16 protein-coding genes are annotated in these 14,966 nt (G+C 64.7%); 11 read left to right on the top strand and 5 right to left on the bottom strand.

Annotated features, from left to right (window positions below; translation table 11 throughout):
- Window positions 1–22 precede the first annotated feature (22 nt).
- Window positions 23–1,204, top strand: a complete 1,182-nt coding sequence (locus C6A86_RS17095; RefSeq protein ID WP_105365152.1) for a hypothetical protein — start codon at window positions 23–25, stop codon at window positions 1,202–1,204.
- A 447-nt stretch (window positions 1,205–1,651) separates the two neighbouring features.
- Complete coding sequence (locus C6A86_RS17090) at window positions 1,652–2,398, top strand: hypothetical protein (protein WP_105365154.1); 747 nt, start codon at window positions 1,652–1,654, stop codon at window positions 2,396–2,398.
- Here the strand turns inward: C6A86_RS17090 and C6A86_RS17085 are convergent.
- Both C6A86_RS17085 and C6A86_RS17080 read right to left on the bottom strand, forming a co-directional pair.
- Entirely contained in the window at window positions 2,384–3,550 is a 1,167-nt protein-coding gene (locus tag C6A86_RS17085) for a hypothetical protein (protein WP_105365155.1), read from the bottom strand. The genes C6A86_RS17090 and C6A86_RS17085 overlap by 15 nt on opposite strands.
- Entirely contained in the window at window positions 3,547–4,428 is an 882-nt protein-coding gene (locus tag C6A86_RS17080) for a serine/threonine-protein kinase (RefSeq protein ID WP_105365156.1), read from the bottom strand. The genes C6A86_RS17085 and C6A86_RS17080 overlap by 4 nt, the downstream gene beginning before the upstream one ends.
- 342 nt (window positions 4,429–4,770) lie before the next feature.
- On the opposite strand from C6A86_RS17080, the gene C6A86_RS17075 reads away from it, so the two are divergent.
- The 8 genes from C6A86_RS17075 (at window position 4,771) to C6A86_RS17035 (ending at window position 12,126) form a co-directional block, all read left to right on the top strand.
- A complete protein-coding gene (locus C6A86_RS17075; RefSeq protein ID WP_105365157.1) occupies window positions 4,771–5,676 on the top strand; it encodes a hypothetical protein in 906 nt (301 codons plus the stop codon).
- Window positions 5,677–6,479: 803 nt separating this feature from the next.
- Window positions 6,480–8,342, top strand: a complete 1,863-nt coding sequence (locus tag C6A86_RS17065; RefSeq protein ID WP_199196338.1) for a hypothetical protein — start codon at window positions 6,480–6,482, stop codon at window positions 8,340–8,342.
- A gap of 216 nt (window positions 8,343–8,558) precedes the next feature.
- The gene (locus C6A86_RS17060) at window positions 8,559–9,014 is read left to right on the top strand and encodes a hypothetical protein (protein ID WP_233213155.1); all 456 of its coding nucleotides are present in this window, start codon (window positions 8,559–8,561) and stop codon (window positions 9,012–9,014) included.
- A 26-nt stretch (window positions 9,015–9,040) separates the two neighbouring features.
- Window positions 9,041–9,649: a hypothetical protein gene (locus tag C6A86_RS17055; RefSeq protein ID WP_105365159.1), complete on the top strand. Its 609-nt coding sequence runs from the start codon at window positions 9,041–9,043 to the stop codon at window positions 9,647–9,649.
- On the top strand, window positions 9,649–9,786 hold the full coding sequence (locus tag C6A86_RS17050; protein ID WP_199196339.1) for a hypothetical protein: 138 nt from the start codon (window positions 9,649–9,651) through the stop codon (window positions 9,784–9,786). Before C6A86_RS17055 ends, C6A86_RS17050 begins: the two co-directional genes overlap by 1 nt.
- Window positions 9,787–9,850: 64 nt before the next feature.
- Window positions 9,851–10,171, top strand: a complete 321-nt coding sequence (locus tag C6A86_RS17045) for a hypothetical protein (RefSeq protein WP_142407048.1) — start codon at window positions 9,851–9,853, stop codon at window positions 10,169–10,171.
- A gap of 60 nt (window positions 10,172–10,231) precedes the next feature.
- Window positions 10,232–10,972, top strand: a complete 741-nt coding sequence (locus tag C6A86_RS17040; protein WP_105365161.1) for a DUF4253 domain-containing protein — start codon at window positions 10,232–10,234, stop codon at window positions 10,970–10,972.
- A gap of 191 nt (window positions 10,973–11,163) precedes the next feature.
- Window positions 11,164–12,126, top strand: a complete 963-nt coding sequence (locus C6A86_RS17035) for a hypothetical protein (protein WP_105365162.1) — start codon at window positions 11,164–11,166, stop codon at window positions 12,124–12,126.
- Between the two features lie 108 nt (window positions 12,127–12,234).
- Here the strand turns inward: C6A86_RS17035 and C6A86_RS29205 are convergent, their stop codons facing one another.
- The gene (locus tag C6A86_RS29205; RefSeq protein ID WP_396835343.1) at window positions 12,235–12,663 is read right to left on the bottom strand and encodes a hypothetical protein; all 429 of its coding nucleotides are present in this window, start codon (window positions 12,661–12,663) and stop codon (window positions 12,235–12,237) included.
- Between the two features lie 143 nt (window positions 12,664–12,806).
- On the opposite strand from C6A86_RS29205, the gene C6A86_RS17025 reads away from it, so the two are divergent.
- On the top strand, window positions 12,807–13,241 hold the full coding sequence (locus tag C6A86_RS17025) for a hypothetical protein (RefSeq protein ID WP_105365163.1): 435 nt from the start codon (window positions 12,807–12,809) through the stop codon (window positions 13,239–13,241).
- Between the two features lie 19 nt (window positions 13,242–13,260).
- Here C6A86_RS17025 and C6A86_RS17020 read toward each other — a convergent pair whose 3' ends face one another.
- Window positions 13,261–14,085 (bottom strand): hypothetical protein, encoded by an 825-nt coding sequence (locus tag C6A86_RS17020; protein ID WP_311100800.1) that lies wholly within the window; start codon window positions 14,083–14,085, stop codon window positions 13,261–13,263.
- A gap of 182 nt (window positions 14,086–14,267) precedes the next feature.
- A complete protein-coding gene (locus tag C6A86_RS17015; protein WP_105365165.1) occupies window positions 14,268–14,867 on the bottom strand; it encodes a recombinase family protein in 600 nt (199 codons plus the stop codon).
- Window positions 14,868–14,966 lie beyond the last annotated feature (99 nt).

Below are 14,966 nucleotides of genomic sequence, written 5' to 3'. Positions count from 1 at the left end.
CACTCAGCTCTACGCTTCACCAGTGACGAGCAAACCCAGCCGACCCCGCAAGGCGCAGCCCAAGGCACCGACCGGCCCACATCTTGCACCTGAGCTGTTCACCGAGCTGAACGCGACCTTCTACCAGGACGATCCGAGCGAATATCTGCTCACCAAGATCGAGGCGCTGACCCTCATGTTTGCCCCCGACGAAGCCCTCGCTCCTGCGTACGCGGCGGACCGCCGCATCGGCGTGACCCACCTCGGCGGAATGGCGGTGGCGTCGAAGGAGGCCCGTGATCGCTACGTGCGGACCGAGTGTGTGCTGGTCCTGCACCACGCCTGCGAGATGCTGCTCCGGCTGTTCTTCGCCCACGCCGAGAAGCAGGACTGCCCGTGGCTCGGGATGGCCGCATCAGTGAGTTTCGCGGAGTTCAAGGAGAAGGTGAGCGCGGCGCTGCGGAACGGGTTCAATCGGGATGCCGTCTCCGTCGTGTTCCTTGGCGGCACTGATTCGCGTGACGCGGTGATCCGCGCGGAGGACGACGAGTTCGATGATGGAGTACACGCGGTGCAGCTTCTTCTGGCGTTCTCTGCGCAGACCGTGCTCGCCGAATCGTTCTTGTACAACGCTGCCAAGCACGGCCTCACCGTCGTGCAGACGGACGAAGCCACGAAGACATCGCTTCACCCCGATGGTGCTGATCCCCTGCAGTTGCACGCAGGACCGCAGTTCGCGTACCTGCACAAGCCGCAGTTCCCGAATGCACCGAAGAATAAGGGACTGCCGGAGTGGCACATGTCGCTCACGAACACCCTGCCCGACCAGGACATAGGAGTAGCGCTGCTTATTCAGCGTGCGGTGTCCTCGCTGTGGGACGTTGCCCGCCGCCGCTACACGGGGGAGAGCGGCCAGGTGCACGTGATCCCCACCGCCGCGGTGCACGACATCATCAGCGGTCCAGCCCGCGCGTCCGGGCAGCAGGTGCGCACGCACACGCTGGAGCTGGCGAAGAAGGACGCCGCCGGGAACTTCCTTGGGGTCGATGTCCGGTTATCCTCGCCGCGGCTTCCCGGTGATGGCGAGTGGGAGCCGGGAGCTTCGGCGAACGCTCCCACGTCACGCATCGTCGATCTGCCTGCGCGACAACGCGACCGCCAGCTGGTGAGCACCTCCAACCGCCACCTGTTGCCCATATCGCCGTCGTGGTCGTCGCGGGTGTGACACCGCATGATCGCCTGCGCGTCCCTGGGCCAGGACGTATCGTTACCCAGCCGGCGTCTGCCGAACGGCCTGGAGCTGCCCGCGGTCCGTGACCGCGATTGCGACCGCGAGGACCGCGATCTGGTTGTCACCGCCGAGATAGTCTCGGGACACCCTGCTGCGAAGTGGCCAGCCGTGCGATGCTCCCGCCATGGCCGACACTCGCCTCGCCGAGATCCTCGACTTGCTCCGCCGCGCCGACTGCCACTACGGCGTCACGTTGCGTGATGAGGAGGCCGGGTTCACTCCAGCCGAGGCCGCCGCCAAGCGCGACGGAGTGAAGCTCGACCGGGTCGCCCACCGCGAACACTCCGGCACCGAAGAAGGTGGCCGGTCACCGCTACGGACCGAGCCACGGACAGGTGCGGCACCTGCGTCCCGACCGACGACCCCGATAAGCTGTCCAACATGTCGTTGAGTCCGACTGCGACGGACTGTGCGGCGCCGGTCTCGCATGTCATGCGTGAAGTGTTCGCCGAGTCCCGACCGGGTCGGCGCTTCGAGCCGACTCTGGAGCGCTCTCTCGACGGCGACCTCGTCACGCTTGCGATGCATCTTCCCGGCGCGTCCGAAGGACTGACCCTGGTCCGCGAGTTCCACGGTGGGCGTGGCATCGCCGACATCGTGGCGGTCACCCGATGGCAGGAAGACCTACAGCGGCGGATCGCGATGTCGATACCGTTCCTGCGCAACGAGACGGACTGCGCCGTGGTGTCGGCGTTCGCTCCCAACCAGACCCGCACGGTTCGCAGCGTCGGCAAGCGGCTCGGGATGAGCGGAGAGCAGGTCGCCCGCAGGGTGCGCTCCCTCGTTGAGACCGGGCATCTCGAAGCCCACGGCTCCGGGTTCAGGCGGGCCGACGGACTGGAGCCGATCGGGCGTGCGTACGCGCTCGAAGCGAAGGTCAACGACTGGCAGAAGGGCATCAGTCAGGCGCTGCGCTACTCGATGTGGTGCGACGCTGCGGCCGTGGTACTACTCAGACCCCCACGGGACCTCGGCGAGGTCAAGTCGCGGTGCTCGATGCTGGGTCTGGGGCTTGCCGTCGGCAGCCGGTGGGTCGTCCGGCCGCGGATCGGGCGACCCCATAGTGGGCTCCGCCTGTCGATGTCCGAGCAGTGGGCTCGGATCATGGTGGAGTCAGAGGCCCTCTGAGCTCGCGTACGCCGCCAAGACCGCAGAGGGATTCGACGCCCACGCCGTCTTGTCAGCTCCGCGGACGATCCGCGGCAGCGCGGCGATCAGGCTGTCGTAATCCGAAGCGGCAGCGTTATAGCGGATCCTGAGCTCGTCAACTCGAGCTGACCTGTCAGAACCGGCAGCGTCGATCTGCTGGACCGCGGACCGTAGCTGGAGCAGGTGGTGCATTCGCTGTGCCTGATCACTAGGGGGCATCTGCCCGCCCCGGATACGACGGGCCTGGACCGAGTCCCAGCGCTCGATCGCCTCCGCGGTGTCGCGGCGCAGGACCGAGTTCAGTCCGCCTTGTGTCACGTACGAGGCCGGGATCCTGATCCCCGGGTCCGAGTCGACGCGGAAAGCGAGCGGATCGAACGTCCTCTGGGCACGGTCCCAGCCGCTGCCCACGGTGTCGGCACCCGCAGCGACGGCCGGCAATGCGGCGAAGTCCCCATAGGCGATGATCACGCGTGACCGGAGGGACAACGAGTGGACGGTCCGGCACAGTCCGGCGAACGCCTCGGTCTCGGAGAGATCAGGGACATGGTCTACCACCAGCTCGTTCGCCAGGGTGATCATCCAGACGGGTGCTCGTAGCGCCGCCAGACTCCCCACGTAGGCGTCGAGCTGCGCCCCCGAGGCCCAGAACGCACGGGTTCCCACAAGCGACTGCCAGCAGTCCCGGTCGAGCCCGCGCGCGATCCGCGCGATGTCGCGCGCTACCAGCGCTTCGGTTGACTGAGGAGACTTCAGTTGAAGCGTCGGAGCCAAGGATGGCGCTCCGACTCGACTCTGACGGTCGAAGACACGCTCAACATGAGCCAACTGCTGTGCCTGGTCGGCGAGAGTCGGACCAGCCGGATCCCACAGCTCCCAGGCGTCGTAGAAGTCACGCTTGTTGGTCCCCTGAAGGAACAGTGCATGGGTCATGGCGTCGAAGATGACTTCGCCATTCGCGGCCCGGATGTCCGAAGCGAGATCCGCGGCGCTTGGATGCCGCGGCTCGGCAACACGAGGCGTGGCAAAGGGGTTGAGCACCACACCGTCCGCGCTGCCGCTGCCGATCGCGTCGACGGACCACTTGCGGTGGCCGACGCGGCGGCCGTCGTGGATCAGAACGCCGCTCATCGTGCGGCCCTCGCTGCGTCGAGAGCAGCCTTCAGCTCAGCACCGTCCAGATAGCGCCGCGCCTGTTGTCGGCTCAGGCACGTGTCGATCACCTCGGCGAGCTCGTCGGACAATCCGGGCAGGAGGGTGGAGATCCTCGGTGCCTGTTGTTCCGCGAGCGCGCGGTCGTAGGCGGCGGCGTCGCCGTTCGGGTCGATCGGAAACTGACAAGTCAGCGCGTAGAACGCGAGGATGCCCAGCGCGAAGATGTCGCTCGCAGGCATCGGGTTGCCGCCGGCGACATGCTCAGGGGAGCGCCATCCCGCGGTACCAGGCTGAAACCCTCCCGTGAGTGCTGTCTTCTCGAGGTGCCTGGCCAGCCCTGGATCCATCAGTACGAAGTGCCCGTCGGGCATGCGCCGCACGTTGGCCGGCGATAGATCCCGGTGCACGACGTCGAGGTCGTGGCAGGCCGAGAGCGCCTCTGCCAGGTCTTCGAGGAGTGTCCAGACCGCCGACTCGTCCCACGCCGCGTTCAGGTGATCAGAAAGATCCGCCCCGTCGAGATACTCCTCTGCCCAACACACCGCGGTGGGCGGATCACCGATCTCGACGGCATCAGTAAGAACCTTCACGACCCGATTCGAATCGACAGCTGATAGCAGCTCAACTTCGCGATGTGCTCGTTGGAGCGTGATGCCACCGTTCGGGCCTGGCGACAACACGACTATCTTCGCGACTGCGGGTGCGCCACTCAGGGTCCCTTTGAGGACGAGCTTTTGTCCTCCCTGCCGGAGTGGTTGGGCGTCCTCGAAGCCCAACGCCGAGCTGACGTCGTCGATGAGCTGGACCACATTCACGTTTTCACACAGTAGGCGGTTGCCCGGCTGATCGGGCATATCTGCAAATGCGGACGACTATGCCGCTTGCCTCAGCTATCGACGCGGAGGTTGGCGCCCGACATCTTCATATGTCGATCCGCCGCCGCAGTTCCTTCCGCGCCTTAGCCTCGCTCACCGCCCCAGTTCCGCGCAGTAGCCGGTGCCAGGGCCGTTCGCCGGCCAAGAACTCCTCGACGACGGTCGGCAGCCTCGGCCCATCCAAATCCTCTGCGTACTCGCTCATGCCTGGATTAGACGCACGCCGCAGGTCCACGGTTCCCTGCACCCCTCCCGCGTAGCGTCCGCCCCATGACAGGAAATACAACGAATCGCACGTCAGGTGCTCCTCTGGAGCCGTACTTGAAGCTCGCCGACACCATCCTCCGCTTCGCCGACGCAGTGGAAGCGCTCATCAAGAAGGAGCTCGCCTACCCCTTCTCGGCGATTCTCAGCGTCGCGCTGAGTGACCGGGCCGCGGACGGCGAGCACATCGGTACCCGCACCAAGAACGTCTTCAGCCGTCTGGCGACGGACCAGGTCTACGACGTCGCGGTGCAGCTCGATCTTCACCGCGGGATGGCAGGGGTTCTGCCGGCGATGGGGGTGTACTTCGCGCCGTACCCGTTGGCGCGGACCTGTGTGGCGACGGCCGCGAAGGCGTGGTTCATCCTCGAAGGCGCCACCCGCGAGGAGCGACTGCAGCGTTACCTGAACGAGGAGCTGGGCGCCCTCTACGGTGCCCCGTGGGACTTCGGCGACGAGGCTTCGCGAGCTGACATCGCCGCGTTGGCTGACGATCTTGTAGCGGTCGGTGCGACCGCCGGCCTTCGAGACTCGCGCACGGCGAAGGCAATGGCGAAGGACTGGCAGGCGCCGCATCTGGGTCCTTCCACACAGCGGAAAGGGGAACGGCCGCCATCGGAGACCGACATCGTGCGGAAGATGTTCGCGGCGTCCGGTCTGGAAGCCAATCAGGCGGGCAAGCCGTACGCGTTGCTGTCAGCGGCGGTACATGCGCGCTTCAAGCAGTCGGGGGTCTCCGAGTCCTTCTACACCGGCCGATCCGAGCTCGGTGTACCGACGATGGCGATGTACTCGTCACCCGAGACGACGGCGAAGGTGACGGTACTCGCCGCCATCGCGACGCGGACGCATCTGCTGTTGCTGGCGCGGTACGCGAACGTGCCGGAGGCCGGGGTGCTTGACCGCCTGGGCGAACCGCTCGCGCAGTGGTGCGAGATGGGTAAAGTTCCGCTCCCGGAGTGAGCGGCCTCAACGGTTGAACCTGCCAACGAGCGACCGTCGCCCGAGCCCATCGACGACGTCTTGACCCTCACACTGACCGTGAACGGGGACGTTTAGGAGATCGGCCGTTACGCGTCGTTCGGCAGCTCTTCCAGAGCCAGCCCATTGCACGCCAGCAAGGAAGACGCAAAGGCGTGCGTCGTAGTCGTTGCGAGCTAGGTAGTGGTCGGGAGGCGGACCGTCGGCCGGTCCGACTCGAGTACTTCGCGGACGTACGCATGAGCCTTGTCTTGTGCCGCGGCACTGTGTTTGGTGTAGCTCACGGTGATTCCTCCTTTAGGTTGGGAGCCCGACCGCTACGTGACCCCGGCGACACACATCCCCGTCGCATATCACCCACGCGCTCGGCGGTGGTGTGTCGGCGCCGGCCCGCACCGCTGGCCGTACTGATCCTGCTCCGAACCCGTCCGCCACCTGAAACTCCCGTCGGGACCCTCGAAATCCTGCGTTAGGCTCACAAATGGGGTGTTGCGCCGAGTGGGGGATGGCATGGCAGACGAACTAGAGGTTGACACGGCTGGGCTGCGGACGGCCGCTGCGAACAGCGAGGCCACAGCTACGGGCCTGACCGGCGCGGGGTTCAGCGGCGCGACGTCAGCGCAGCCCAGCGGCGGTGGTGTGGCAGCTGTGAACGCCGCGCTCACGTCCCTGCGCACACGCCAGTCCGCACGCATCACCGGCCAGGCAGGCGACCTGTCCACGGCTAGTGCCCGCTACGACACGACAGACGAAGGCGGGGCCGGAGCGATCACTGCGGTGTCTGTGTGACCGCTCCGGCGCCCACAGTCGTTCCAACCCGTTCCGCGATCGAGGGCTGGAGCACCGCCCACCTCGCCGACGCCGCGACAAGCTGGCGGACCGCGGCTGGCGCTTCGGAGGATGCGTTCGATCAGCATCGGCAGAACATCTCCGCGCCCGGCGGCACGAGCTGGGAAGGAGACGCGAAAGACGCCGCCCTCAACCGCGTGACGGCCGACATCGGCGTCGTCGACAGGCAGAGCGCTGCGCTGCGTGAGGCCGCGGGAATCGCCGAAGATGCTGTCACCGACATCAACTCGGCCAAACGTGAAGTACTCGCGGCGATCAGGGCCGCGGAGGACGACGGGTTCAGCGTCGGCGAAGACCTGTCGGTGACCGACACCCGTGCCTACGACGAAGCCACAGCCGCGGCGCGTGTCACCGCGGCTGTGGAACACGCTGAAGACATCCGCTGGACAGCCGAGCGCCTGGCCCAGGCCGATGCGCACGTCGGGCAGCGCCTGCAGACCGCCTCCACAGAGCTGGAGGGGATCCGGTTCGACGGCGAAGGCGAGACCGGCGGTGACCCGACAATCCAACTGGTCGACAGCAAGACCGAGGCCGCTGGTCCGGACGGCGACGAGTCCCGTCCTCCCGCGGAGCAGGCCACAGGTCAGATCGGCCCCTTCCCAGTGCCTAAGTCCGTCGAAGACGCTGCGAAAGACGCGGAGGGGAAGCCGGGCGGTGAGCCGCCCGCCGAGAGCGACGCCAATGGAGACCTCGGAGACCTACTCGGCGTCCCCGAAGAAACCTCGGAGGGTGAGCCGGCCGATGCCGGTGAAGCCCAGCCCGCGGGCCTGCCGCCCGCACTCAGCCAGGTTCCACCGCCGCCCGACCGCGCGGCCATAGACCGACAAGCAGCGAAAGTCGATGTCGCGCGCCAAAACCTCAACGCGGCCCAAGCGAAGCTGGACGCTGCAGCGGGGGAGGCGTACACGCAAGGCGCCGGAGCCGGCCCGGGCCGCGACGTCACCAACCCGCTGAGCCAGTCGGTGTTCGACGCCCGAGCTGAGCTGACCGAACAGACCAGGGTCCTGAACGAGCTCAACTACGCGTCGGCGGCGTCCGGGGGAGAGACTGCGCCCGTCGCGCCGCTCCCGCCGAACGCCGATGTGCAGGCGTTCCCGCCGCCGCCCAGCTTCGGCGAACAAGCCGCGGAAGGGCTCACCGACGCCAGCCACGACATCAATAAGGCGACCTTCGGCCTGGTGCCCGACGTCGCTCACGACGCCCAGGTCTTCAGCAACTGGGGCGAGTACTCCGGAGCCGAACAGGCCGGGGCCGTCGCGGACCTCGCCGGCTCGGTGCCGGTGCCGGGTGCCAAACCCCTCGCCGAAGCGTTCCAGCATGGATTCGATGCCCTGGCCGGTTCCCGCCATCTCGATGACATACCTACCCCGAATCTCGATCCGCCCGCGCCGATCGACGCTCCATCGATACCGATCGATTACAGCCCGGTGGGCGACATGCCCCACGTCGACATCAACATGAAGGACGGCTGGTCGGAGTTCCAGCAGTCGCAGATGCAGCAGAAGATCGAGGCATTCAACAACTCGGTCGGCGATCAGGGGTTCAACCAGGTGCCGCCCGTTCCGCGAGATCCGGCGATCCGGCAGGAGTTCCTCAACTCCCTTGGCCTGGATCGCGTTCCGCCCGGATTCCACGTCGATCACACCCGCGACCTGCAGGCAGGCGGCCTCGACGCCCTGGAGAACATGGGACTACTCGACGGCAGCGTGAATTCGAGCTTCGGATCGCAGCTCAACAAGGGGATGAACCAGTTCCCGCCAGGCACCACGTTCGGCGGTGTCCGCCTGCCGGACCCCTGACATAGGCTGTGAAGTGACGTTATCCGCAACGACAACAGGAACGCAGGAATGGAATTCTCATTCGATCCGCCGACACGGTCAGGGGCTCAGTGGCGGCCCGGCTTGGTCGGTGGCGTGTTCGCTGACCGCGGGATGTGCGGGCGTTCCATGAATCGCGGACTGCTGCGATTCCACGACGCGGCCTCCGCCCCAGCGGCACAGGGGACTGTCGATGCGATGTTCCGCACGCGGGGGCTCGACGCCGAGGTGTTCGCGTTCGACTGGCTGGCCCGACAGTTCGCGGTGACGACTCGGCTCACGGTCGAGGGGGCGCCCGACGCCAGCGGGGAGTTGCACACCGTGGTGGTTCTCGATCCGTTCGACGGATCGGTCACACCCTGGGTGGACGTTCAGTCATTCGAGGGTGCGCTGAGTGTGCCGCTTGCGCAGGACTTCTTGCTGCCTGACTTGTTCTCGGGCTGGATGAACGCCGCCGATATCGACCAACTGGAGTTCGACGCCTGCGCAGGCGCCAGCGTGCCAGGCTTCTACGGCGGCAAGCGCGAGATCGGCAACCTCACCCTCGACTCCACCGAGGTGTATTTGGCGTTCGTTCGGCAGCTCTGGGAACACGGACAGAAGAACGGGCCGGGTTCACCCCCGCCGCACCTGGCAACGGCCAAGGGGCAGTAGACATCACACAGTTCTCAACGGACCAGATGGTCGAGCTGAACGGTGCGATAAAACCGCGCCTCTCAGCGCTGTACGACCAATGCGCACCTCTGCTCAGCAAGCGCGGACAGCAGATCGTCGACCGGGCGATGAAGAAGGGCACCGTCGGCGGAGACGTCGGCATGCAGCTGCTCTTCGAGCCGGCGATGCTCCTGAGCCTCGTCGCGGGCAGCGACGTCCTGTACGAGCTGGCGGCCGTGGCCAAGGACATTCCGTTCATCGGGAACCACAACCAGTGGCTGCCCGCGGGCGCCACCATCGCCGCCGCGTACCGCGCGCTTTCCCTCGCCGGTGACCCGCGCGCCCCCGATGTCGAGCTGTGGCTGTCACTGCCAGAGAACGAGAGCGCGCCGGGGCCGCCGGTTATCCATGACGCGATGAGGAATCGGCTCAATGGCGTCCTCGTGGAACAGATTCGGTCCGATACGTACGTGGCGCCGTTGAAGCTGCCGCAGTTCTCCTACGTGATAGGGAAGTTGCGGGAGCTGTCGGTCATGTGGGCGTTCGGTGGCTCTGAGAAGTGGCCCCGGGAACGGATCGACGAGGAGATCGCCGCTGTGAGGAATCAGGTCGCCGACTTCCTTCCTCCTCGGTGATGGCCTATATGGCGGGACATCTCGTCTTCTTTGCGGTCGTCGCAGCGCTGATCGCTGGCGTGGTGTGGGCGGTGATTGTGATCGGCAAGCCGCGCCCGCCGGTAGGGGATGACGACGACGATGACGACGAGTGGTGACGCGGTTCTCCTCGGCACCGTCACGAGGCGAGACGTGTACCTGGACTGACGGATAGGGGGACGGGTGATGGTCGTGTACGTGCTCGCACAAGGGGACGGCGCGCAGTGGGTAGGCCCCGCGATCCGCGCAGTACTGTTCACCGCCGCGGGTGTGGCGCTGCTCGTCGTCGGTGTCCGTCGCCGTGTGGCCCGTGCCCGCTGGGACCGTGAAGACGACCGTCGCCTGCTGCATTCGGACGGGTCGGCAGCAGCCGATGAACATCGGCCCTCGATACCGTCGCCGGGCGGAACCTGGCTCATCGCTGCCGGTGCGGTGCTGGTGCTCCTCGGGATCCTGCACATCCTCGACCTCGTCGCGACCCTCCATGTGTCGGGAGTGATCTGACCAAGAGGATCTGCGGCCGGACGACATGCCATCCCTATTGAATTGCCAAGGAGCCCGACAATGTTCCGTGCCACGCCAGGGCTGCTGCCCGAGGCCGACACTCGCGACTTCGCAGGGGTCGTCCTGCCTCCGGGCCGCATCGTGACCGGCGAGGAGGGCCGCGGCTCGCCCGTCGCCTGGATCAGCAGCGAGATGCTCTCTGAGGACCGGTTGACCGAGCTGGTCCGTTCGCTCGCCGAGGTGTTCCCGCAGACCGGTCTCTGGCCATTGCAGGCGTTAGGGCTCGACAGCGGGAACATCGAACGGCCTTGGGGCAGCGGTGAAATGGACGGCCCCAAGGGCGGGATTCCCGACGCGCAGGCTGTGCTCACCCGCGAACGTTTCGAGAACCCCACCGTGCCGGCCGTCAACGCGTTGGCACCCGCGAGTCCCGGACCGGACTTGCGACCCGATCAGCTCGAAGTCGAGGCCGGCGGACTGCTCCTGGTGCCCGTCGCCCGTCCCGCGGACGTGCCCGCGGCGTTGGGTTGGTGGGGCGGCACGAACTACAGTATGTCGGGAGCTGACTTCTCCGCAGTGCTGCGGTCGTGGGAGGACCGTTTCGGCACGATCCTGGTGAGCATCGGGTTCGACACGATGACGGTGCAGGTGGGCCGCCGCCCTGCGTCGGAGGATCGGGTCGAAGCCCTTCTGCGCGAGCATTACGCTTTCTGCCCAGACAACATCGACCAGGGCATGCAACCGGATGCGTTCCGCCTCGGCCTGCCGCAGTGGCCCTACTGGAACTTCTGGTGGGACTGACCCCTCAGCTCAACCGCAAGGCGGAGTCGACCGTCTGACTCTGACTGCTGCTGCCTCCTGCGGGACCGCGCCTTCACCGCCTCGGCGGTGGGCAGCGATCGCTCGTGCCGCGGGTGGCGGACTGACACCCGCACACATTCGCAACACGACACGGTCGACACTCGTCGAGTAAGATCCTGACACTGTTCGCAGTGCCGGGGGAAGGCCAAGCTTTGGAGAAGTTCTTCTTATTCTGCCTGGTAATCATTGCAAGCTTCTCTGGTTACGGCATCAACTGGCTATTCATCGGAGATCACGACGCGAGTTTCTGGGATTTCGTCACAGGAGTCGTATTCTTTATCGCCATTTCGGCAGTCTACGTCGGTTTTGCTTATCAGAAAGACAAGAAGGAAAAGGCTGAGGCGGAGCGCATTGCGGCGGCGAAGGCGAAAAAAGAACGATTGGCGCAACTTAAATCAGAGCAAGCGAGAATCGCGCAACGGTTACAAACCACTAATCAAGCTGCTGTTGATGCGTTCGACAAATTACCTGGCCACCTAGAAAACGCTCATCAGTACTTGGATTCAGCCATAGAGGAGTTCGATGAGTCGGCATACATACCGTTCTGGACCGCGATTGAGAACGCGGCTACAGAACTTGCATCGTTCATAGAACTCGTAGACAGGATCAACGTGTACTCGATCGAGTACACGAGTCTGGCCGGCAAATACAAAGGTGAAGTCGATCCCTTCGCGGTTTCGCTGGCGGCGGCATCAAAACTGCGGGTCAGCGAAGGTGTCTCCCACCGGATTGCCCAAGTGATACGGCCTGCACACAAGGATCCGCACTTTGCACAGATATTTCTGCAGATGCGGACCAATGCAATATTGGTCGCTGGATTCGAAAATCTCGCCGACGCTCTCGGTCGGATGACCGTCGTCCTTTCCAACGCGATATCTAAGGTGAATTCATCCATTGACGAGGTCGGTTCCAAGTTGAACCGGATCGATAGTGGAATAAATTCACTGAACGTCTCTACCCAATCACTGAATGGCGCCGTCACCCAAAGCTCAAACCAACTGAGCTCGCACTACAGAGGACTGGAACGTCAACAGGCCCGCTCGGTACATATGCTGGACAACATCCAGCATCATCGTCGCCCGCTCCTCGGGTAACTCGATCAGGGATCTGACCTATTGATGGTCCGCGTACGTCTACCCGACTGCGCTAGCCGGCCGCGGAGCGCTGTGGTTCGTGCGGCTCGGGGAAGGTCTCCTAAAGGGTCACCACTCGGCTCGGTTGGATCCCGAACCGTTGTAGACCTCAGCAACTGATCGCCTTGGGCATGGGTCATGCGGCCGTTGCTTTAGCGGCGTCGCAGTGTCTGGCGAGGATCCGCGTGACGGTGGCCGACTGCCACCGACCGCCTCGCTTCGTCGGTCGGTTCTCGGCCGTGAGGATCGCCGCGATCTGCCGCGAACACTTCCCTTCCGGGACAACTCCAGCATCCGGGCCAGCGTCTCCTGCTCCGCCGGCACTTCGACCAACTTCCCGTTCGGGTTGTCGCGACCTCGCTCGTTCTTCTTCTCGCTGCGGTATCCGTACGGGGTTCGGCCGGCGGCCCATCCGCCCTTCGCGGCCTTGGCCTTTCGGCCGTCCCGCAACCGCTTCGCGATCATCCGCCGCTCCAGACCGGAGAACACGGCGGTCATCTCGCGGTAGGCGGTGCGCATCGGGTCGTCGGGATCGTCGCGCGGCACCTGGCCGGTCGACGTGCGATACGCCTGGAGCGTCGTGCATATGTCCTACCGTGCTAAGTGGAGACAGTCACTCAACCGAAAGGCCCCACACCCCGATGGCTCAACCCCAGGAAAACGAACAAAATACGTCATGGCTGGAGGAGCCGATTCGCGTCATCATGGTGCGATTGCTCCAGGAGTCGCGCAAGACGTGGCGCGTTCTCAACAATGGAAATCCAGATCTGTACCCGGTGAAACTCGGACTGAGCCGCCCGCTAAACCAATACGAGTTGTTGGAGCTTGCAGACTTTGAGATAGAGCAGGATGACAAGAACAGCATGTTCGTGGTCGTACGGGACAAAACGCTGGAGCACATCCGCGACAACATCGATGAGTATCACGCGACCTTCGACTCAGCTGCGGCGAAAGCCCGCGTGACCCGAGCGCAGGCCGAGGCCGAAGACGAACACATCGCCAACCTGTGCAAGGAATTGACCTGGCAGCTCCGGCGCGCACATGGCCTCGACGCGCCGCCGGAGAAGGGGGCGTAAACAACACGTAGGTGACAGATCAGTCGTCCCAGGGAGTCAGCTTCTCGCACAACCACAACAGATTGTTTTCGTCGATGGCCGCGACCAATCCCCGGTGGCACCGATTGACGGGCACATCGCCGCGCAGATCGCCGCAAGGCTCAGGCAGGTAGTCGACGGGCCGGTTGAAGACGACCGCTGAGAGACACCAGCCGAGTGAGTTCTTGATGTACCCGATCCCGGACTCAGTCTCTCGCACCGTGGCCTCATCAGGCCAGTACGGCTGCCCGTTGTCGCTGAGGTAGATGTCGACCTGCGTGACACGGCCCTCGGTGGGCACGGGGGCAATCCCTTTCATGGTCGCCTTCTTCTTCGGCCAGTCCGATCCGCCCGCTGCAGGTGCTCCAGGCAGAAAGGTATCCGCTCCGGTGCTGAACCGCGTGATCAACTTGACGTGGTCGTTGATCGGCTGGCCAGTGAAGTGGTGCGGCAACAGGCTGGCGTCGGACAGCCACCGTCCACCGTCGCGGCGTGAACGTTCGACTGCACGCTGGTCGACTTCCATATCGGCGGTCCTGATGACGTCGAACCGGAAATGATCCATGCCAGGGTGCCGGTCGTCGGGTCCGTGGATGCTGACCTTCATGGCCTGTAAGGCCCGGTTCATCGACTTGAGATAGAAGGACGTCGTGGAGAACTCGATCAGCCAGTGCCAGCTATCGATTGCGGTGCCATCGTTGGTCGCCATGAACCATTCAATGGCTGTCTGCTGATCCATCCCCGGATAGTGGTAGGCACCCGTATTTGGTACGGCGTCAGGCATTTGGTAGACCCCCGGTCTGCTCTGTACGACCGAGGATCGCATTAGAGGCGGTCTCTGTCACGGGAGAAACGGCGGAACCCTGACGGTGCAGGGTTACGGATGGCGTGACGGCCACAGCATGCAGGTGCACGTGGGGTCGGTGCAGTCGACGAACTTGCCGGTGCTCCAATGCCGTTGCTGCCACCCACGAAGATCACCTCACGCCGACCCAGTACGTCTACCAGCTACCCGACATCGACCAAGTCGACTGACCCCAAGTATCGATAGAGCGTCGCCCGGCTCACCCCTAGGTACTTCGCGATGTCCTTGGCGGTGTGTCCGTCGGCCTTCATCCGCCGGGCGGTGGCGATGTGCTCGGCGTCGTCAACCTTGCGGGGCCGTCCGAACTTGGTGCCGTTGGTCCGAGACACCGCGCGCTTAAGTGCGGTCCGCTCCTTGATCAGTTCGCGCTCGTACTCGGCAAGGGAACCGAGGACGCCGATCATCATCCGGCCAGCCGGGGTTGAGGAGTCGATGCCGTCGGTGACCGAGACCAGGGTGATGCCTCGTGCGGTCAGCTCACGGACGGTCTGCAGGATGTGCAGCATGTTGCGCCCGAGTCGGTCGAGCTTCCAGACGACAACCGTGTCGCCGTGGCGCACATAGGCCATCAGATCAGCCAGGCCGGGCCGGTCGTCACGAGCACCGGACATCACGTCCGAGAAAACCTTCGAGACTCCGGCGGCGTGGAGTGCCTCGTTCTGTTGATCGAGAGTCTGGGCGACGGTCGAGACACGGGTGTAGCCGATGCGGGTTCCGGTAGTCGTGGTGGGGGCTGTCACCATCCAAGTGTCTCATAAATGCTCTAATCGCTACTATTGAAACACTCGATTTCGAGACGAACTTTCGAGACATGGCGACCTGCCCGATCTACGCGCCGATGA

The sequence above is a fragment of the Mycobacterium sp. ITM-2016-00316 genome, from assembly GCF_002968335.2.
GTDB lineage: Bacteria > Actinomycetota > Actinomycetes > Mycobacteriales > Mycobacteriaceae > Mycobacterium.
This window is presented reverse-complemented; position numbering and strand designations above follow the sequence as displayed.